General features: G+C 68.2%; 14 protein-coding genes. 4 read left to right on the forward strand and 10 right to left on the reverse strand.

All coding sequences use genetic code 11. The annotated features are described in order from the left end of the window. Both AC1RQK_RS15860 and AC1RQK_RS15865 read left to right on the forward strand, forming a co-directional pair. The gene (locus AC1RQK_RS15860; RefSeq protein WP_150987429.1) at window positions 1-1,503 is read left to right on the forward strand and encodes a tripartite tricarboxylate transporter permease; all 1,503 of its coding nucleotides are present in this window, start codon (window positions 1-3) and stop codon (window positions 1,501-1,503) included. Window positions 1,504-1,707: 204 nt separating this feature from the next. Further along, window positions 1,708-2,004, forward strand: a complete 297-nt coding sequence (locus AC1RQK_RS15865; RefSeq protein WP_043356716.1) for a helix-turn-helix transcriptional regulator — start codon at window positions 1,708-1,710, stop codon at window positions 2,002-2,004. Window positions 2,005-2,026: 22 nt separating this feature from the next. Here the strand turns inward: AC1RQK_RS15865 and AC1RQK_RS15870 are convergent, their stop codons facing one another. The 9 genes from AC1RQK_RS15870 to AC1RQK_RS15910 form a co-directional block, all read right to left on the reverse strand. Next, entirely contained in the window at window positions 2,027-3,940 is a 1,914-nt protein-coding gene (locus AC1RQK_RS15870; RefSeq protein ID WP_492809766.1) for a sensor histidine kinase, read from the reverse strand. Window positions 3,941-3,951: 11 nt separating this feature from the next. Next, on the reverse strand, window positions 3,952-4,659 hold the full coding sequence (locus AC1RQK_RS15875) for a response regulator (RefSeq protein ID WP_492809768.1): 708 nt from the start codon (window positions 4,657-4,659) through the stop codon (window positions 3,952-3,954). A 275-nt stretch (window positions 4,660-4,934) separates the two neighbouring features. Continuing rightward, window positions 4,935-5,945, reverse strand: a complete 1,011-nt coding sequence (locus tag AC1RQK_RS15880) for a diguanylate cyclase (protein ID WP_492376493.1) — start codon at window positions 5,943-5,945, stop codon at window positions 4,935-4,937. A gap of 112 nt (window positions 5,946-6,057) precedes the next feature. Continuing rightward, window positions 6,058-7,080 carry a chemotaxis response regulator protein-glutamate methylesterase gene (locus AC1RQK_RS15885; protein WP_492376492.1) on the reverse strand — a complete coding sequence of 341 codons (1,023 nt, stop codon included), beginning with the start codon at window positions 7,078-7,080 and terminating at the stop codon, window positions 6,058-6,060. Next, complete coding sequence (locus tag AC1RQK_RS15890; RefSeq protein WP_492809771.1) at window positions 7,077-9,461, reverse strand: hybrid sensor histidine kinase/response regulator; 2,385 nt, start codon at window positions 9,459-9,461, stop codon at window positions 7,077-7,079. Before AC1RQK_RS15890 ends, AC1RQK_RS15885 begins: the two co-directional genes overlap by 4 nt. Then, a complete protein-coding gene (locus AC1RQK_RS15895) occupies window positions 9,458-10,198 on the reverse strand; it encodes a chemotaxis protein CheW (RefSeq protein WP_492809773.1) in 741 nt (246 codons plus the stop codon). The genes AC1RQK_RS15890 and AC1RQK_RS15895 overlap by 4 nt, the downstream gene beginning before the upstream one ends. Next, window positions 10,191-11,519, reverse strand: a complete 1,329-nt coding sequence (locus AC1RQK_RS15900) for a CheR family methyltransferase (protein WP_492809775.1) — start codon at window positions 11,517-11,519, stop codon at window positions 10,191-10,193. Before AC1RQK_RS15900 ends, AC1RQK_RS15895 begins: the two co-directional genes overlap by 8 nt. Next, on the reverse strand, window positions 11,516-12,004 hold the full coding sequence (locus tag AC1RQK_RS15905; protein WP_492376488.1) for a chemotaxis protein CheW: 489 nt from the start codon (window positions 12,002-12,004) through the stop codon (window positions 11,516-11,518). The genes AC1RQK_RS15900 and AC1RQK_RS15905 overlap by 4 nt, the downstream gene beginning before the upstream one ends. A gap of 36 nt (window positions 12,005-12,040) precedes the next feature. Continuing rightward, on the reverse strand, window positions 12,041-13,657 hold the full coding sequence (locus tag AC1RQK_RS15910) for a methyl-accepting chemotaxis protein (RefSeq protein WP_492809777.1): 1,617 nt from the start codon (window positions 13,655-13,657) through the stop codon (window positions 12,041-12,043). A 291-nt stretch (window positions 13,658-13,948) separates the two neighbouring features. Between AC1RQK_RS15910 and AC1RQK_RS15915 the strand changes: the two genes are divergently transcribed. Together AC1RQK_RS15915 and AC1RQK_RS15920 are read left to right on the forward strand one after the other, a co-directional pair. Further along, window positions 13,949-15,271, forward strand: a complete 1,323-nt coding sequence (locus AC1RQK_RS15915) for a putative bifunctional diguanylate cyclase/phosphodiesterase (RefSeq protein WP_253928481.1) — start codon at window positions 13,949-13,951, stop codon at window positions 15,269-15,271. 345 nt (window positions 15,272-15,616) lie between these two features. Next, a complete protein-coding gene (locus AC1RQK_RS15920) occupies window positions 15,617-18,283 on the forward strand; it encodes a DUF6600 domain-containing protein (RefSeq protein WP_492809779.1) in 2,667 nt (888 codons plus the stop codon). Between the two features lie 129 nt (window positions 18,284-18,412). Here the strand turns inward: AC1RQK_RS15920 and AC1RQK_RS15925 are convergent, their stop codons facing one another. Continuing rightward, window positions 18,413-19,585: an ABC transporter substrate-binding protein gene (locus AC1RQK_RS15925; RefSeq protein ID WP_492376485.1), complete on the reverse strand. Its 1,173-nt coding sequence runs from the start codon at window positions 19,583-19,585 to the stop codon at window positions 18,413-18,415. Between the last annotated feature and the right edge of the window lie 138 nt (window positions 19,586-19,723).

The raw sequence follows: 19,723 nt of genomic DNA on the forward strand, positions 1-19,723 counted from the left end.
ATGGAATTGATTGACCATCTTGCCTTGGGCTTTTCCACGGCGCTTTCGTTGCAGAACCTGGCATACGCCTTCCTGGGCTGTGTGCTGGGTACCTTGATCGGCGTGCTGCCGGGCCTGGGGCCTCTGGCCACCATCGCCATGCTGCTGCCGGTGACTTACACGCTGCCCCCGGTGGCAGCGCTGATCATGCTGGCCGGTATTTACTACGGCGCACAGTATGGTGGCTCCACCACCGCTATCCTGGTCAACCTGCCGGGTGAATCGTCGTCGGTGGTGACCACCATCGATGGCTACCAGATGGCACGGCGGGGACGAGCGGGCGTGGCATTGGCAACCGCTGGCCTGGGTTCCTTCTTTGCCGGCTGCGTGGCTACCCTGATCCTGGCCGCGTTTGCTACGCCGCTGTCGGAACTGGCGTTCAAGTTCGGTCCTGCCGAGTACTTCTCGCTGATGTGCCTGGGCCTGATCGGCGCCGTGGTGCTGGCTTCGGGCTCGCTGCCCAAGGCCGTGGCGATGATCGTGCTGGGCCTGCTGCTGGGCCTGATCGGTACCGACGTGAACTCGGGCGCCGCACGCTTCTCCTTCGACATCCCCGAGCTGACCGATGGCATCGACTTCGTCGCGCTGGCCATGGGTATGTTCGGCTTCGCGGAAATCATCGCGAACCTGGAGCAGAAGGAAGCCCGCGAGACCTTCACCGACAGCGTCACCAACCTCTGGCCGACCAGGGAAGATTTCCGCCGCATGATCCCGGCCGTGCTTCGCGGCACGTTCCTGGGCTCCGCGCTGGGCATCCTGCCGGGCGGCGGTGCGGCACTGGCTTCGTTTGCAGCCTACTCGCTGGAAAAGAAGACCTCCAAGTACGCACATGAGTTTGGCAAGGGCGCCATCGAAGGCGTGGCAGGTCCGGAATCGGCCAACAACGCCGCGGCGCAGACCTCCTTCATCCCGCTGCTCACGCTGGGCATTCCGCCCAACGCCGTGATGGCGCTGATGGTGGGCGCGATGACCATCCACAACATCCAGCCGGGCCCGCAGGTCATGACCAGCAACCCCGCGCTGTTCTGGGGCCTGATCGCCTCGATGTGGATCGGCAACCTGATGCTGATCATCCTGAACCTGCCGATGATTGGCGTGTGGGTGAAGCTGCTGACCGTGCCTTACCGCTTCCTGTACCCGGCCATTCTGGTGTTCTGCGGTATCGGCGTGTACTCGGTCAACAACCAGACCTTCGACGTGTTCATGGCAGCTGGCTTCGGCATCATCGGCTACCTGTTCCTGAAGCTCAAGTGCGAGCCGGCTCCGTTGCTGCTGGGCTTCGTGCTGGGGCCGATGATGGAAGAGAACTTCCGCCGCTCCCTGCTGCTGTCGCGTGGCGAGTTCACTGTGTTCGTGACCCGTCCGCTGTCGCTGGGCCTGCTGATCGCAGCAGCTTCGCTGGTTGCCATCGTTGCCCTGCCTTCCATCAAGGCAAAGCGCGAAGAGGCGTTCCAGGAAGAGTAGTCGTCAAGCCCCACCCGCGCCGGCCTCGCGCTGGCGCGCGCAATGCAAGAAATGGGGTGCCTCGTGCACCCCGTTTTTTTAATTGGCGCGCCTGGTGCCGACCGGGCCGCTTGCAGGTAACACGCCCGGGCGCGCTTGCCGCGCCAGGGCTGCCTATGTAGATCTGCTCTATCGCACCGCTGGCAGGTGTGTCACAGGAGCCGCATGAGAGCGCCAACGCTAGACGGCTTCGTTTCGAAGCTGTACATCCTCAAGCTTGTCCAGTCGAGCCCGTCGACGGTCATGACGCTGGTTGACCGCCTGCGCGAGCATGGCGTGGAAAAGAACATCCGTTCGCTCAGGCCCATCCTGCGCAGCCTGATGATCGCACGCGCGATCACGGCGGAGCTGGTGGAAGGCAGTGGCCGCGTCTATTGCATTACCGATAGCGGACGCGAAGAACTGCACAAATACCTGTCGCACCTCGACGTCCTGCAAAGCGACATCGAGCAGACGCGCTAGCATTGCCGCACCTGGCTATCGCTCAGGTGGCCTCGCCCTCGGCCCACCGCGCCGGGTAGAGCAGCAGGCTGACGGTCGTGCCCCGCTCCGAAGACGCAATCGACAACTCGCCGCCAATGGCGGCCGCGCGGCTGCGCATATTGGCCAGGCCGTGGCCCTGGGCGCCGGACTGCGCATCGAAGCCGCGCCCGTCGTCGCGGATCTCGATCAGGATGGCCTCGGGGGCGGGGCCGGCGCCCGCGAGGCTGCGCGCCACCACTTGCACCGTAGCGCCGCCGGCATGCTGCATGACGTTGGAGAAGGCTTCCAGCAGCAGGTACTGTAGCTCGCGCACGATCTGCGGCGTCAGGCCGGCCACGGGCGGCAGCCGCTCCACTTGCCAGTCCACCCGCAGCTTCGCCGCCTCCAGGCGGGCCCGCAGCCGGTAGCGCAGGTTGCCCAGCACCACGGCGAGGTCGCCGCCAGTGTCTTGCATGGCATCCACCGAGAGCTTCAAGGCATCCAGCGCTTGCTGCAGATGTTGCTGCAGCACCATGGGCGAGCCATGGCCTGAGCGCAGCAGGCTGAGCGCCCCGACCAGCGTGCTGCCCAGGCCATCGTGCATGTCGCGCATGATGCGCCCGCGCTCTCGCAAGGTGGCCTGCTCGCGCTCGATCTCACGTGAGTGCGCGTAGAGCAGATGCAGCTCTTCCTCCTTTTGCGCAACCTTGCGGTCCAGGTTGCGGTTGAGCTCGGCCAGCGAACTGGTGGTGCGCGTATAGCGGTCCACCAGCAGCCAGGCCATGCTGAGGCTGAACAGCTGCGAGACGTACTTGGTTAGCGAGGTGTCCCAGTAAAAATCGTTGCTGAACAGGATGCGGATCACGTCGGCGGTGCTCAGCGCGCTGGCCAGCGCCACCGTGGCGGCTAGCACCAGGCGCTCGCGGCTGGGGCGCCGCAGCGCCGCCCACGCCAGCGCCGTGGCGATGCCGCACGCTAGCAGCATGTTGACGGCCCAGTCGAACAGCTTGAGGCTGGGGGTGTTGAACAGGAATGTCATCACCACGATCAGCGGCAGCTTGATCCACAGGAAAGCGGTGACCAGCCACGCCGGCCACGGCGAGCGAACGTCGATGATGATCAGCGCGAACCGGGCTGTGGCCACGATGAACAGGGTCCGGCTGGCCAGCACCAGCACCTGCCACGCGTGCAGCGGCAACGGGGCGCTGTCCAGCAGGCGCTCGACCACGCTGACCGACCATGCGATCTCGGCTAGCGCATAGAGGCCGAACAATGGATCGCGCTGGCGCCACCAGATCAGCAGCGAGATCGCCGTCAGCAACAGGCTCAGCGCCGTGATCACCAACGGCCCGATCACGCGGAACCAGAGCGCGCCCAGGTAGTGCGAATGCACCAGCCGGCCCGGCCCGAACTCGACGCGCGACAGGCCTGCCTTGGCATTGGCGCGGGCGGCGATCTTGATCGTCAGCTCGTTCTCCGGCTGCAGCATGGCCTCGGGCACGGGGATGTACAAGGGGCGCTGGCCGCCGTAGAGGGCAGGCGCATCCATGGCGCCGGAGGCGGCCAGCAGCTTGCCGTTGAGATGCATCTCGAAGCTGTTGGCCGCGCGCGCCAGGTAGAGCGCGGGGATGTCCTGCCCGGCGCCGCGGTAGGGAAAGACCAGGTGGTAGGTCGCCATGCCGTCGCGGCCGGGGTAGAGGCGGTCCCAGTCGTGGGGCAGGGCGATCTCGGCCGGCTGGGGCGCCCGGCCTTGCCCGGCGCCGTCGGGGCGGACCACGGCCAGCGCTTGCTGCAGCACCTGCACCTGGTTTGCCGGGTCCGGCGCGGATGGCCGCGCGGGATCCTGGCGCTCTGCGCGGCAGCCAGTGAACCCACAGCCCATGGCGAGCCACAGGGCACTCAGGCACACCAGCCGCAGGATGGGCAGCAGGGCCATCGGCATTGGCCTCAAAAGGTCTTCAACAGGCCAAGCTTGTGGGCTTCGAATACGGCCTCGGTGCGGGAGTTGACCGCCAGCTTGCCGTAAATGTTCTTGATATGCGCCTGCACGGTGTGCACGCTGATCGCCAGGTGCCCGGCGGTTTCCGCATAGGTGTACCCGCGCGAGATCAGGTCGAGCACCTCGGTCTCGCGGGCGGATAGCGTCACGTCCATGCCAGGGGCGCCCTGCGCGCCCTGCGCCGGGATGCCAGGCACGCTGGCACTGCGCAGCCGGGTGATGACCTTGCGCGCGATCACCGGGCTCATCGGTGAGCCGCCGGCGCGCAATTCCAGCACGGAGGCGCGCAGGTTGTCGTCCGATTCGTCCTTGAGCAGGTAGCCGGTGGCGCCCGCGGCAATGCTGGCCAGCACATTGGCCTCGTCACCGAACATGGTGATCACCATGCAGTCGCAGCGCGGGTGCAGCCGGCGCGCTTGACGGATGACATCGATGCCGGAGCCGTCCGGCAGCCCGAGGTCGCACAGCAGCACGTCGGGCTCATGCGCGGCCAGCCACTCGCAGGCGCTGGCGCGCTGCGCGCAGGCCGCCATCACCTGGATGCCCGGCAAGCTGGCCAGCGCATTTTGCAGGCGCACGCTGGTGGCGGGGTCATCCTCGACCAGCAGGACGCGGATATCGGCCTCCGGGGCCGCAGACAGGTTCTGTGAGGGCATGGTTCAGGCTGAGGTAGTCTCGACTATGGCGCGCATTGGCGCGGGGCGGTACTCCATATTCATGGGATGGCGTCTGGCGGCAATCGTAGCGCCGGCACCGGATACGGTCAAACCGGCGGCAGCCCGCGCCGCAGCAATTCGGTTCGGCCGTGTTACCCGCCAGTCAGGCGGGTAACACCCAAGCGCGATGCGAAGCGAGCCGTCAAGGTGTGCCCAGGCCGCAGGCGTGGTGAAACCGCAGTTGAAGTTGCAGTTGAAGTTGAAGCCCCAACCCCTCAAGAAGTCATAACAACCTGATTCCTCCCATTCCGCTTAGCCTGATAAAGCCCGGCATCAGCAATCTCCACAATCCGGCTAAAAGGCAAATCCGCACCAGGCACGAGCGCCGTGCCCCCAATGCTGACAGTCACATGCTGCCCCACCAGCGACCCGCTATGCGGCACCTGCAGGGACTCGATCGCGCGCCTGACCTTCTCGGCCAGCAGCCGTGCCCCGCCGGGCGAGGTGGACGGCAGGATCATGGCGAACTCCTCGCCCCCGAAGCGCGCCGGAAGGTCCGCCGGGCGCGCGCAGTTCTCGCGGATCACGCCGGCAACACGGCGCAGCACCTCGTCCCCGGCCACGTGGCCGTAGGTGTCGTTGTAAGCCTTGAACGAGTCCACGTCGATCATCAGCAGCGCCAGCTGGCTTTGCTCGCGATTGGCGCGCTTCCATTCGGCCCCGAGGTACTCGTCGAAATAACGCCGGTTCGACAGCCCGGTCAGGCCGTCCGAGTTGGTCAGCCGCTGCAGTTCCAGGTTGGTCTCGAGCAACTGCTGCTGGCTCTGGCGCAGCGCGCGGTAGGCCTCGTCGCGCTGCTGCAGGTTGAGGTACGAGCGCGAGTGATAGCGGATGCGCGCGACCAGCTCGATGGTGTCAGGCAGCTTGACCAGATAGTCGTTCGCGCCGGCGGCGAAGGCCGCGCTCTTCATGAGCGGGTCTTCCTTGGTGGATAGCACGATGATGGGGATATCGCGCGTTGCCGGGTTGGCGCGGTAGCGGCGCACCAGCGTCAGGCCATCGATGCCAGGCATCACCAGATCCTGCAGGATCACCGTGGGACGGGTGCGCTCGGCCACGGCTACGGCCTCGTCAGGCTTGGCGCAGTAGTGAAAATCGATATCTTGTTCGGGCTCCAGCTCGCGCCGTACCGCTTCGCCTACCATGGCCTGGTCGTCCACCAGCAGCACCATGGCCAGGTATTCATCCGGGCGCAGGGGCGCTCTAGGGGTTGTATCTTTAGACATTGTCTTCCTCGTGCTCTCCGACCTGGAGACGCTAACAGCATGATCCTGGCATGGCGGCGCAGGCGCGCGCGGCCAGGTTTGCATTGTGTTTCATGTTGTTAGCGCCTCTGTGCTACCCCTGGTTGTTGATGGCATTGCATGCCCGTACGATGCGGGCGGCGATCTGCTGCAAAGGCAGGATTTCGCTGGCGGCCCCAATGGCGGCGGCGGCCTTGGGCATGCCGTAGACGGCACTGCTGGCCTGGTCCTGGGCGATGGTCAGGTAGCCGCGCTCGCGCATGGCCTTGAGGCCCAGCGCGCCGTCCCGGCCCATGCCGGTGAGCAGCACGCCCACCGCGTCACCGCGCCAGTGCTGCGCCACGGTCTCGAAAAACACATCGATCGAGGGCCGGTACAGGTAGTCGCTCGGCTCTTCGGTGTAGACCATGCGCGAGGCGCTGACCAGGCGCAGGTGGTCGTTGCTGCCAGCCAGCAGCACGGTGCCCGGCTGCGGCCCCTCGCCCTCGCGGGCCAGGCGCACCGGCAGCGCGCACTGCGCGTCCAGCCAGTCGGCCATGCCGGCCGCGAAGGCCTCGTCCACGTGCTGGACCGCGACCACGGCGGCGGTGAAGCCGGCCGGCAGGCCGCCCAGCACGGTAGCCAGCGCGGCCGGGCCGCCGGCTGATGCGCCCAGCGCGACAAGGCGCTCGGCGCTGGCCTTGTGCCTTGGCGGCGCGGCCGCGCGCGCGGGTCCGGTGCGGCCCTCCAGCAAGCGGCCGATATTGCGGATCTTGCGCAGCAGGGGGCCGCTTGCCAGTTGCGAATCCGGCTGGGTCAATGTGGGCGTGTCCACGGCGTCGATGGCGCCTTGCCCCATGGCATCGAAGACCTGGGTGGCGTTGCGGCCAAGGTCCATGGTCACCACCACGATGGCGCATGGCGTGGCTGCCATGATGCGGCGGGTTGCCTCGACGCCATCCATCACCGGCATCATCAGGTCCATCAGGATCAGGTCGGGCGTGCGCGCGGCGGCCAGGCGCACAGCGCTCTCGCCATCCTCGGCCACCCATGTGACCTCCAACGCGGGATCCAGGGCAATGACGCGCCGCAGCGCGACCACCGCCAGGTGGGAGTCGTTGACGATGCCGATCTTCATGCGCGTGCTTCTCCAATCAGGTCTTGCACCGCATCGAGCAACGCGGCGTCCTGGAAGCTGCCCTTGGCCAGATAATAGTCCGCGCCGGCCTGCAGCCCGCGCTGGCGATCCTGCTCCCGGTCCTTGTAGGACACCACCATCACGGGCAGGTGCATCAGGCGGGCCTCGCGCTTGATGCGGCTGACCAGCTCGATGCCGTCCATGCGCGGCATGTCGATGTCGGTGATGACCAGGTCGAAGGATTCCGCGCGCAGCACGTTCCAGGCATCCATGCCGTCCACCGCTACCGTGACGTCATAGCCGCGGTTGGACAGGAGCTTGCGCTCCAGCTCGCGCACCGTGAGCGAATCGTCCACCACCAGCACGCGCTTGCGCCGTACCGGGGCGGCCTCCGCTGCGCGGCGGATGCGGTCGATCTTGCCCTCCGAGAGCAGCTTCTCCACGGAGCGGACCATATCCTCCACGTCGAAGATGAGCACCGGCGTGCCATCCTCGGTGAGGCTGCCGGCGGCGATGTCCTTGATCTTGCCCAGGCTTGCCACCAGGGGCTGCACCACCAGGATGCGCTCGCCCAGCAGCCGGTCCACCGCCACGCCGTAGGTACGTTCGTGATCGCCCAGGACCACCACCGGCACGGTGTCCTCGTCGCGCCGGGTCTCCGCTTGCTGCAGGACCTGTGCCGCGCTCACCAGCCCGACCTGGCGCCCGCCAAAGCGGAAGTGCTGGCGGTTTTCCAGCTGCTCGATGCTGCCGCGCTCCAGGTTGATGGCCTGCATGACATAGGCCAGCGGGAAGGCATAGGCCTCGCCGGACACCTCCACCAGCAAGGCGCGCACCACCGACAAGGTGAGCGGCAACTCCAGGTGGAATTGCATGCCGCGCCCGCTCTCCTGCGTCAGGCGGATGCTGCCGCGCACCTGGCGGATCATGTCCTGCACGGCGTCGAGCCCGACGCCGCGCCCGGACACTTCGCTGACGGTTTCGCGCATGCTGAAGCCGGGCAACAGCAGGAAGTCGAGCAGCTCGGCCTGCGACAGCCTGGCCACGGTTTCCTCGGGCACCAGCTTGCGCCGCACGATGGCGGCGCGCAAGGCGTCGAGGTCCACGCCCGCACCGTCGTCGGCAATCACGATCATCAGGCGGCCGGCGTTGTGGCGCGCGTTCAGCGTGATGCGGCCTTCGACCGGCTTGCCCGCGGCGCGGCGCGCCTCGGGCAGCTCGATGCCATGGTCCACCGCGTTGCGCAGCAGGTGCGCCAGCGGCGCTTCGAGCTGCTCCAGGATGTCGCGGTCGACCTTGGTGCTCTCGCCGACCAGTTCAAGGTGCACGGCCTTGCCCAGCGAGCGCCCCAGGTCGCGCACCATGCGCGAGTAGCCGGTGAGCCCGTCGGCGAGGGGCCGCATGCGACTCGCCAGCGCCCGGTCATAGAGCTGGTGCGAAAGCTGGCCGGTGCGGTGGTCGTACTGCTCCAGCTCCGTGACCCGTTGCGACAGTTGCTGGTGGCTCTCGCCCAGCAGGCGCTGTGCTTCTGCCAGCGCGGCGTGGGCGGCGGGATCGGCCGTGCCGGCCGCGAGCGTGACCTGCAGGGCGTCGAGTGCCTGCAGCGCGCGCATCTGTACGCGCCGGGTCTGCTGCAGGGCGTTGCCGAAGGGCTTGAGCCAGTGCGTCTCCACCATCGCCGCGCCCGACAGCGCCAGCAGCTGGTCCAGCGTATCGGCGCTGACGCGCAGCATGCGCTCCTGGGCTTCCGGCTCGCGGGGGGCTTCGCCGGGCGCGAACGTGGCTGGTGCCGTGGCCGTGCCGGGGACCATGCCGGGGACCGCATCGGAGACCACGTCGGCCAGCGGGCCATCTGGTGGCGCCGGGTGGACGGCCGCTGTCACCGTGGCCTCTGGCTCGGCCGCGGATGCACTCGCAGGCGTTGCCGCCGCCGAGGCATGACCCGCGGCCCAGGCGTCGGAGTCCACCTCCTCGCCGGCCAGCAGCGCGGCCATGCGCAGCACCAGCGCATCGACTTCGGCCTTGCCGTCCCGGTCGGCCCAGTCCAGATCGCCGCCGGGCGGGCAGCCCAGCCGCAGCAGGAGGTCGGTGCCATGCAGCAGGGTGTCGATATGCACGGGCCGCAGCAGCAGCTCGCCGCGCTGAGCGGCCACCAGGCAGTCTTCCATCACGTGTGCCACGCGCACGCCGCCATCCAGGCCGACGATGCGCGCGGCGCCCTTGAGCGAGTGCGCGGCGCGCATGCACGCCTCGAGCTGCTCGGCCGCGGCGGGGTCGCGCTCCAGCGCCAGCAGGCCGGTGTTGAGGACTTCAGCCTGCGACTGCGCTTCCAGCGCGAACAGCTCGAGCAGCGAGGCGTCGCGCAACTGGTCGGGGTTCATGCCAGGCTCCGCTTCAAGGCTTGTTGCAGCCGGGCCGGGTCGAGCAAGCCCACCGTGCGCTGGCCGCTTGTCAGCAGCGCGCGGGTGTAATGCGCCGAGGCGCGTGACAAGGTGGTCGGCAAAGGCTGCAGGTCGGCTTCGGCGATCCGTTCGATGCCGGTGACTTCATCCACAGGCAGCGCGATGGCGGTGCGGCCCTGGCCCAGCACCAGCAGCCGGGCGCCGTGTCCGGCGCTGCCTTTGGCATTGGCGGCGGCGTTGGAGGCGGCGCCGGCGGCAGGGTCCTGCCCAAGCAGCCGTGCCAGCGAGATGCATACCAGCAGATTGCCGCGCACGCTGGCCAGGCCCAGTACCGCGGCGTGGCGGCGGTGCGGCAGCGAGTGCACGGGGCAGGGCGCGGTGACCAGCGCCAGCGCGCCCGCGGGCAGCGCCAGCCATTCGTCGCCGATGCGAAACACCAGGCATGACATGGCAGGCCCGCGCGCGGTGGCATTGGCATGAACGGCGTGGCCGTCCGGCAGGCTGACTTCGCCGGTGGGCAGGTTGTCGAGCAGCGTGAGCGCCGCGCGCGAATAGGTTGGGCAGTTGCGGCAATGGATGTGCTCGGCCAGCAGCGCACAGCTGCCATCGCCCAGCACGCCGATGCGGCGCCAGCAATCGTCGACGGCGACCGTAACAGTGCCCATGCCGGGCGGCTGGCCATGCGCGGCCAGGGGATGCGATGCGGGCTCAGCCATGACGGATCGGGGTCTTGCGCTGTGCGCGGTTTCTCAGGCGGGTCGAGGCCGCGCCGTCGCCTTCCGCTTCCAGGATGGCAGCCATATGGTAGAGCGCCTCCTGGTGGGCCGGGTCGAGGTAAAGCGCGCGGCGATAGGACTCGCGCGCGTCGGCGGGACGGCCGGTGGCGTCGTGGAGCACGCCCAGCAGGCAGTAGCCGGCAGCCGACGGACCTTGCGCATCCAGGTGCGCCACGCAGGCCGTCACTGCGGCGGCCAGTTCGCCGCGATCGGCGAGCCGGGAGATCCGGGACAGTGCGTCGGTGCTGGCCTCGGCCCGCTCGGCCGCTTTGTCGGTGGTGGAGGCGCCAGGCGCCGGTGCCGAGGGCGCCGGCACGCCGATGGAGCCCGCATGGCCGCCTGCGGCCGGCGGCCTCGGCGGCTGCGGCCACGGTCGCGGGGCGGCCCGGGCCGGCGCACTCGGCTGTGCAGGATAGCGCGGCATTGCCGGCGTGGCGCTGCCCGCCTGGTGCGCACTGCGCCGGGTGAAGGCAAAGGCAAGCGGCACGCCCGCCGAGATAAAGCCGTGCCGCGTGAGCAGGCTGGCCTCGGCCGGGCCGACAAAGAGCGTGGCATCCTGCCGGCTCAGCCGTTCCAGCATCTTGAGCGAACGGTGCTGGGTCGGCGCATCGAAATAGATCAGGAGGTTGCGGCAGAACACAAAGTGGTAGGGCGGCTCATTGGCCATTAGCCCCGGGTCGAGCAGGTTGCCGCGCAGCATCCGCACTTTGGCGCGCACGTTGGCCTTGAGCGCGTAGCCACCCGCGCAGGGGGTGAAATGCCGGTCGCGGAAGTCCAGCGGGGTGCCCCGGAAGGAGTTGTTGCCATATTGCCCGATGCGCGCGCGCTCCAGCGAGCGGGCACTCACGTCCACGGCGTCGACCTGGAAGCATGGCTCCGGCACGCCGGCGTCCAGCAACGCCATGACGATCGAGTAAGGCTCTTCGCCGGTCGAGCAGGGCACGCTGAGGATGCGCAGGGGCGCGGCGCCGTCCGGCGCGCGATCACCGCCGAAGACCCGCATGGCGGCGAAACGCCCGAGCGCCAGCAGCGCCTCGCGATGGCGGAAGAACCAGGTCTCGGGGACCACCACGGCTTCGATCAGCGACTGCAGTTCGTCCGGGTGCGAGTGCAGCAGGTTCCAGTACGCGTGGTGGTCGGGCACCGCGGCCGCTGCCAGGCGCTCGCGCAACGCGCGCTCGATCATGCCGGGGCCGACGGTGGCGGCGTCCAGGCCAATGCGCTCCTTGAGCAGTGCTTCGATATGGGAGGCGGTGGTCATGGCCCTGGCGCGGTGGCGTCAGCCGCAGGCAGATCGGGGAATAGCCTGGCGTGCACGTCGTCGGGCAGCAGGGCATCGACCTTGATCCACTGCACCAGCCCCTGGCTGCCGCTGCGCACGGGCCCCAGGTAGCGGGCCGGGGCGGCGTCCACGCCGCTGTCGATAAACTCGGCGGGTTCGCAGCGCAGCGTCTCGGTGGCGTACTCCAGCCGTAGCCCGAGCAGGCGTGCAGGCGCCTCCGCGTGCCGGCGGTAATGCACCAGTACGGTGCGTGTACTGGTCCGGCTGGCGACCGGCGTGCCGATGGCCAGCGCATTGATGTCGATGACCGGCACCACCTGGCCGCCCCGCGCCAGCAGCCCGCTGACCCAGGCCGGCGCCTCGGGCAAGTGCTTGAGCGTGGTCAGCGGCAGCACTTCGACGATCTCCTTCGCGTCCAGCGCGTAGTGGTCGGTCCCGATGCGAAAGAGCAGGAAGAGTTTCATGGGGTGGCGTGGGTGCCCGGGGCGCTCAAAGTGCGCTCAAACCTTGAAGCGCGACACGCCGGTGCGCAGGTCGTTGGCGACCAGCGTCAGCTCGTCGATCGCCTGGCTGGACTGGCGCAGGGATTCCACCGTCTGCTGGGCCGCCTCGGACAACTGCATCAGGGCCTGGTTGATCTGTTCCGCGCCGCCCGCCTGGGCTTGCATGCCCTCGTTGACCATCTGCACGCGCGGTGCCAGCGACTGCACCTGGCCAATGATCTGGGAAAGCTGGTCGCCCACCTGGGTCACCTCCGACATGCCGCGCCGCACTTCCTCGGAGAACTTGTCCATGCCCATTACGCCCGCCGCCACCGCTGACTGGATCTCGCGCACCATCTGCTCGATGTCGTAGGTGGCCACCGCGGTCTGGTCGGCCAGGCGGCGGATCTCGGTGGCGACCACCGAGAAGCCCCGCCCGTACTCGCCAGCCTTCTCGGCTTCGATGGCAGCGTTGAGCGACAGCAGGTTGGTCTGGTCCGCGACCTTGGCGATGGTCGTGACCACCTGGTTGATATTGCCCGCCTTCTCGTTCAGGGTGGCCAGCTTGGCGTTGACCGAGCCGGCGGCTTCCATCACATGGTGCATGGTGGCTTCCATGCGCGACAAGCTGGCCTGGCCGGTGCCGGCCAGGCCAGCGGTCTGCTCAGCGGCGCCGGAGACTTCGGTCATGGTCCGGACCAGGTCGCGCGAGGTGGCGGAGATCTCGCGCGAGGTGGCGCCGATCTCGGTGGTGGTGGCCGCCGTTTCGGTGGCGGTGGCCTGCTGCTGGCGCGCGGTGGCGGCGATCTCGTTGACCGAGGTGGTGACCTGGATGGCCGAGCGCTGGGCCTGCCCGACCAGCGCGGTGAGGTCGCCGGTCATCTGGTTGAAGCCCTGCTCGACTTCCAGGAACTCATCCTTGCGGTTTAGCGACAGGCGCTGGCGGAAGTCCCCGCCACGCATGTCGGCGAGCTGCTTGACGATCGAGCGCATCGGCACCGTAATGGAGCGGAACAGCAGGTAGCCGGCCACCAGCGACTCCAGAAGGGCAGCGATCAGGGAGACCTCGATGCTGATCTTGGCCGTTTGCACCGCCTGGTTGATGCTGCTGGCGCCTTCTTCGGCCACTTTGTTGTTATCTTCCAACAGTGCTTGCACGGCCGTGCGGCCTTCGGTCCAGCCTGCGTGGATGGGTCCGCGCAGCTTGGCCTCCGCGGCGACGACCTCCGGGCCGGTCGCCGCGAACAGCGGCGCTGAAAGCTCGTCATAGTGCCGGCGCAGTTCCCGGTATTTCTCGAAGCGCTCGCGATCGTCGGCGCGCCGGATCGAATCGGCGTACTTTGCCTCCAGGCCGTCCAGCCGCTTGAGCAGGGTCGAGTTGGCCTCGGCGTATTGCCGGCGCTCGGCGTCATTGGCCGCGGTCACGCTCTGCCAGGCCAGCACATAGGTCTCGCCCCAGGCGCCGCGCATCGCGGTGCTGTAGTAGAGTCCCGGGAGCGCATCGTCGCGCAGCGCATTCGCATGGGTCTGGATGGCCGACTGGCGGTCATAGGCGACCACCGCCGTGAGTAAAATGACCGCCAGGATGAAGGCAAAACTTGCCAGGATGCGCGTGCGGATGGTCCAGTGAGTCACGGTGCGGTTTCCCGTTGCTTATTCTTGTCGGAAGGCGGTCCATGACCGGCCGGGCGCACGGGAATCGGCGCGCGTGCGCGGGCCGGGCGCGAGCGGCCGGTTGATAGCGGCGTAGGGTACTGTAAGGCCCCGGCCATTTCAATGGCGCCCGCGCAGCGGCAAGGGGATTCGGTGCGTTACAACTTGTTGCCGCAACATATCGTTTAACTCGGCTTGATTTTTTCCTGGTTTTAGTCACACTTGCCAAATAGACAGATCGGACCGATGTCGATAATCACGAACAGGGCAGGCATGGTGGCCAGGTCAGAGGCGAAGGCCGGCGCCCCGCCAAACGCGGACATTGATCCGCTGACAGGCGTAGCGTCGCGCCAGGCATTCTTGAACACGCTGGAGGGCCGCCTGCGCACGGAGGCTTCCCCGCGCTGCTCGCTATTGCTGCTTGGCATCGACGATTTCCGCGCGTTCAATGACATGCATGGCCATGCCGAGGGCGACGAGATCCTGCGCCGGGTGGCCCGCCGCCTGCGCGACGCCTCGCCGCGCGATGCCATTCTGGGGCGGGTCGGCGGCGACGAGTTCGCCGTCTTGCTGCCTTCCATTGCCGATCCCACCCTGGTGCGCCACGTCAGCGCCGCCATCCTTTCGCTGCAGACCGAGCCCCACGAGTACGGCAACCGGCGCCACCACGTGCTGGCCAGCCTGGGCGCCTGCGTGATGCCGGCTGGCGGCGACAATGCCTCCGATGCCCTGGCCTCGGCCAGCCTGGCCCTGGGCCGGGCCAAGCGCGACGGCGGCCGCACCATCCGCTTCTTCAAGCCGCAGATGCGCACCGACGTGACGACCCGCCTGTCGCTGGTGCAAGCGCTGCGCGACGCCTACGCGCAGCGCCAGTTCGAGTTGCTGTACCAGCCCCAGATCGACCTGCGCGATGGCCGCGTGGTTGGCGCAGAGGCGCTGATGCGCTGGCGCCATCCCACCCAGGGCTTGCTGACGCCGGCCAGCTTCATCGACGCGCTGGCCGCCAGCAGCGTGGCGGCGGACGTCGGCGTCTGGCTGCTGCATACCGCCTGCGCCCAGGCGCGCATGTGGTCGCTCGGGTTTGCCGATGCACCGCGGGTGGCCATCAACCTGTTTGCCGCGCAGCTTAGCGAGAGCCGGCTGCTGACCGAAGTCCGCCACGTGCTGCGCGAGCTGGCACTGGCGCCGGAGCGGCTGGAGCTGGAGATCACCGAGACCATCGCCCTGCAGCAGGGCGACGAGTTTTCCGGGCAGTTGCAGACCCTGCGCCGCGACGGGGTGACCCTGACCTGCGACGATTTCGGCACCGGCTACGCCTCGCTCAGCTTCCTCAAGTCCTTCCCCGTGGACCGTATCAAGATCGACCAGTCGTTTATCCGCAATGTCACGCAGAACCCGGTCGACGCCGCCATCGTGCGCGCCATGGTGAACGTGGGTGGCAGCCTGGGCATCGGCGTGGTGGCCGAAGGCGTGGAAACCGTCGAGCAGCGGGATTTCCTCTCCGAGAATGGCTGCCATGAGGTACAGGGCTACCTGTATGGCAGGCCCATGTCCGCCGACAAGTTCACCGAGTTCCTGCAGCAGTCGGCACGCTGATCCGGGCCGGCTGCCCGGGCACGTTGCGCCACTTTCCGCCACTTCCCCATCGTCCCATGGCCTTGCCGCGCGGCGTGCGCGCAAGGCCCGCGCTCGCGCGGCTTGCGGCAAATTGTTTCCGGCTTTGTCCCGGCCACCGGGCTCCTGCGGCTAACGCCGGCAGCACCTGGGCCGCCGCGCGGGGCACGCAGGCGGGCGCGCTTGCCGGTCACGGCCGGGCCGGGGACATATGTGCTTACAAAGTCAAGTCGGCCAGTCTGGCTGCGTGGCGTTATCGGAAGTATGGTGATATCAGGGGCGGCGAGTCTCGGCCCGGGCGCCCATACTGACCAAGAGGTATTCCAAATGTTCTCTGATCGCAGGCTTGGCCCCGGCGCCCGCGCCTTGCTGCTTGCCGCAGGCCTCGTTTTCGCCACCTGGCAACTGCCGGCGCTGGCGCAGTCCGCCGATCCCTCCGGCCGCATCGCCACCGTGACCGATGCTGCCGGCAACCTGAGCTTTGCCCCGGCGGGTTCGGACGATTGGGCAGCCGCGGCGCTGAACCGGCCCATTACCACCGGCGACCGCCTGTGGGTCGACAATGGCGGCCGTGCCGAGCTGCATGCCGGCTCCACGGCGATCCGGCTGGGCAGCGGTACCGCCGTGACGGTGCTCAACCTCGACGACAGCGCTACCCAGGTCAAGCTGACCCAGGGCACGCTGCAATTGCGCGTGCGCGCGCTGCCGCCGGACCAGCCGGTCGAGGTGGATACGCCCAACCTGGCGTTCGTGCCCAGCGAGCCCGGCGACTACCGCCTGGACGTGGCGCCCGACGGCACCAGCACGGTCGTCACCATGCATCACGGCACTGCCGTGGTCTACGGCGACAACCACTCGCTGGTAATGCGGCGCGGTGACCAGATCCGCTTCGATGGCTCCGACCTGGCGCAAGACGGCAGTGCTTCCAATCCCCCGATGGATGCGTTTGACCGGTGGGCCCTGGCGCGCGACGCGCGGGAGGATGGATCGCCGTCGGCACGCTACGTGCCGCGTGAAATGACCGGCTCCGCCGAGCTGGATAGCTACGGCGACTGGCAGGAAGATCCCGGCTATGGCGCGGTGTGGTTCCCGCGTGTGGTGGCGGCGGACTGGGCGCCGTACAGCACAGGCCACTGGGCCTGGGTGGCGCCGTGGGGGTGGAGCTGGTGCGACGATGCGCCCTGGGGCTTTGCGCCGTTCCACTACGGCCGCTGGGCGCGCGTTGGCGAGCGCTGGGGCTGGATGCCGGGCCCGGTCGCGGCGCGCCCGGTCTATGCGCCAGCGCTGGTCGGCTTTATCGGCGGCGGTGGCTGGAACGCGTCCATCCAGATCGGCAATGGTCCTGGCGTCGCCTGGTACCCGCTCGGCCCGCGCGAAGCTTATCGGCCTGTCTACGGCGCAAGCCCGACGTACATCACGCGGATTAACAACGTCGCGGTCAACAACGTGACGATCAATAACAACGTCCACAACACGTACATCAATCGCGATGTACCCGGCGCCATCACTGGCATGCCGGCGCGCGCCTTTGTACAGGGCCAGCGCGTGCCTCCGGGTGCTCGCAACGTGGCCTGGCGCGACCTGCCGCGGGGCGAGGCCAATGGCGCGCCGCCGCTGGCACCCGTCAAGGCGAGCCTGGCCGGCCCGGCGCCCGCACGGCCGGCTCCGGCCGCGGCGATGCAAGGCTTTGCGCGTCCCGCTATCGCGGCGCGCCCCCCGGGCCGCCCGGCCAGCGACGAACTGGCCCAGCGCTTCGCCCGCGCCGGCGGCGCAGTGCCTGGCGCCGGGCCAGTCTGGCAAGGGCGGGGCAACGGTCCTGCCGCCATCCAGGCGGCGCCCGCGCCAGTCCGGCTGAGCCAGGCAGCCCAGGCCAATCATGGCCGCATCGCAGGCGGCCAGGTCGGCGGTCCGGCAGGCGGTAACTTCGGCAACCCGGCCATGGTGCCGCAGCGGGCGGAAGGCGGGATCCGTCCGCCGATGCCGCAGGGCCTGGCAGGCGAGCATGGCGCCCAGCCGCCCGCCCAGGGCATCGATCCGCGCACGCGCGGCTGGACCACGCGCCCGGGCCAGGCCGGCGGCATGCCGCCGCAGAACGGCCAGCCGGCAGCGCCCCTCCAGCAGGCACAGCCGAATGGCCACAGCCCGCAGCCGGAGCCGCAAGGCATGGCTCGCGGCCAACAGGCGCTGCAACAGCAGCAGGACATGCAACGGCAGCAACAGCGGCAGGCGGGCGACCAACAGCACGCGCAGCAGGCGCTCCAGCAGCAGCAAGAGATGCAGCGCCAGCAGCAACAGCGGCAGGTGGGCGACCAACAGCACGCGCAGCAGGCGCTCCAGCAGCAAGAGATGCAGCGCCAGCAGCAACAGCGGCAGGCGGGCGACCAGCAGCACGCGCAGCAGGCACTCCAGCAACAGCAAGAGATGCAGCGCCAGCAGCAACAGCGGCAGGCGGGCGATCAGCAGCGCGCGCAGCAGGCGCTCCAGCAGCAGCAAGAGATGCAGCGCCAGCAGCAACAGCGGCAGGCGGGTGACCAGCAGCGTGCGCAGCAGGCACTCCAGCAGCAGCAAGAGATGCAGCGCCAGCAGCAGCAACGGCAGATGCAGGAGCAGCAGCGCGCGCAACAGGCCGCGCAGCAGCAGGCCCAGCAGCAGGCCCAGCAGCGCCAGATGCAGGAGCAGCAACGGCAGCAGCAAGCCATGCAACGGCAGATGCAGGAGCAACAGCGCGCGCAACAGGCAGCGCAGCAACAGGCCATGCAACAGCAGGCCCAGCAGCGTCAGCAACAGCAACAGCAGCAGCAACAGCAGATACAGGAGCAGCAGCGGCAGCAGCAAGTGATGCAACGTCAGCAGCAGGAGCAGCAGCGCCAGCAGCAGGACCAACAGCGCCAGCAGCAGGAGCAGCAAAAGCGCCAGCAGGAACTGCAGCGCCAGCAGCAACACGCGGCGCAGCCGCATCCCGTGGCGGCGGATGCGCAGCCACCCCACGCGTGAGGGCGGGGCGGATCGCTTGCGAGAGCGCGGTTGCGCACGCCTGAAGGGCAACGAGCCCGCCCTGGCTAGCCAGGACGGGCTCGTTGCCGATGGCGCCGGCGGTGCGCCGGGCCTGTCTCTTGCCGCGCGTTACTTCGCCAGTTCCGACAGCCGCACCGGTGCGATCTTGCCGTTCTGCACCCAGCCCACCACGGTGTCGGCAACGGTGCCGCCCTTGGCGTCGATGCTCTCGATCTCGTTCGGGTTGGCATCCTTGGCCAGCGTCTTCACCGCCTCCGGCATCCTGGCCCGGATCGCGGCCACGTCGCTGGTGGTGCCGGCCAGCTTCATGGCGCCGGCCAGCGCGTAGACCATGGTGTAGTTGAGCGACATCTCGGTGGTGGCGTCGCGCCCGTCATGCAGCTTCTTGTATTTGCTGTTGTAGGTTTGCGCGGCCGGGCGGGCATCGTTGGCCAGCGGCATCACGCCGATGGAGCCTTCGAGCATGGCCAGGCCGTTGGTGACCTTGGCCATCTCATCCAGCTTGGCCTGGTCCATCACGATGAAGCCGCCCTTGAAACCCAGCTCGCGCGCCTGCTTGACCACCAGTGCGGTCGGCTCGGACGGGCCGCCCACAAACATCACGTCGGGCTTGTCGGCCAGCACGCGTGACACGCCGCTGTAGAAGTCGGTGGCCTTGGTGTAGGACATCGGGTTGTTGGCCACCACCTTGCCGCCCGCGCCTTCCCAGGCCGGCACAAACGCCTGCACCCAGGCCTTGGCGTAATCGTGGTCGGCCGGGGCCAGTGCTACGTTCTTGCCGTAGCGCTTCATCTGCGCCTTGATGAAGGGCTCGATATAGCCAGTGTAGGACGGCGGGATGCGGATGGTCAGCTTGTTGCCTGTGTCCGTGATGCGCGGCACGCTGGAGTAGGCCATCACCAGGAATTTCTCCTGCTCGTTGAACGCCTGCAGTGCGAAGATGCCACCCGAATGGGGCACGAACACGGCGGGCGTCTTGTACTGCTGCACCAGGCGGCGCGCATTGATGGCGGCCTCGGCGGGCGCGTACTTGTCGTCCAGCGACACCACTTCCAGCTTCACCTTCTTGCCCTTGACCTCCAGGCCCGAGGCGTTGATTTCGTCCACTGCCATCTGGATGCCGGACAGGACGTTCTTGCCGTACAGCGCGGCGCCGCCCGACAGCGGGCCGGTGTAGCCGAGTTTGACGACTTCCTGCGCGAAGGCGGTGCCGGATGCCATCAGGGTGGCCACGGCGGTGGCGGCGAGGGGGAAGAGGCGGCGGATCATTTTGGTTTGCATTTGGCTGTCTCCAGTTGTGTTTGCACTGCGTTCGTTGTTGCCTGCTGGTTCTGGTCTTGCTCCCCTTGTATGTCGGAAAATATGTCCTGGAAGCCTCAGATCGATGGCCCCAAGCCCTGGGCGAAAGCCCAAGTTCGA

Source organism: Cupriavidus sp. GW822-FHT02D05 (assembly GCF_058802485.1).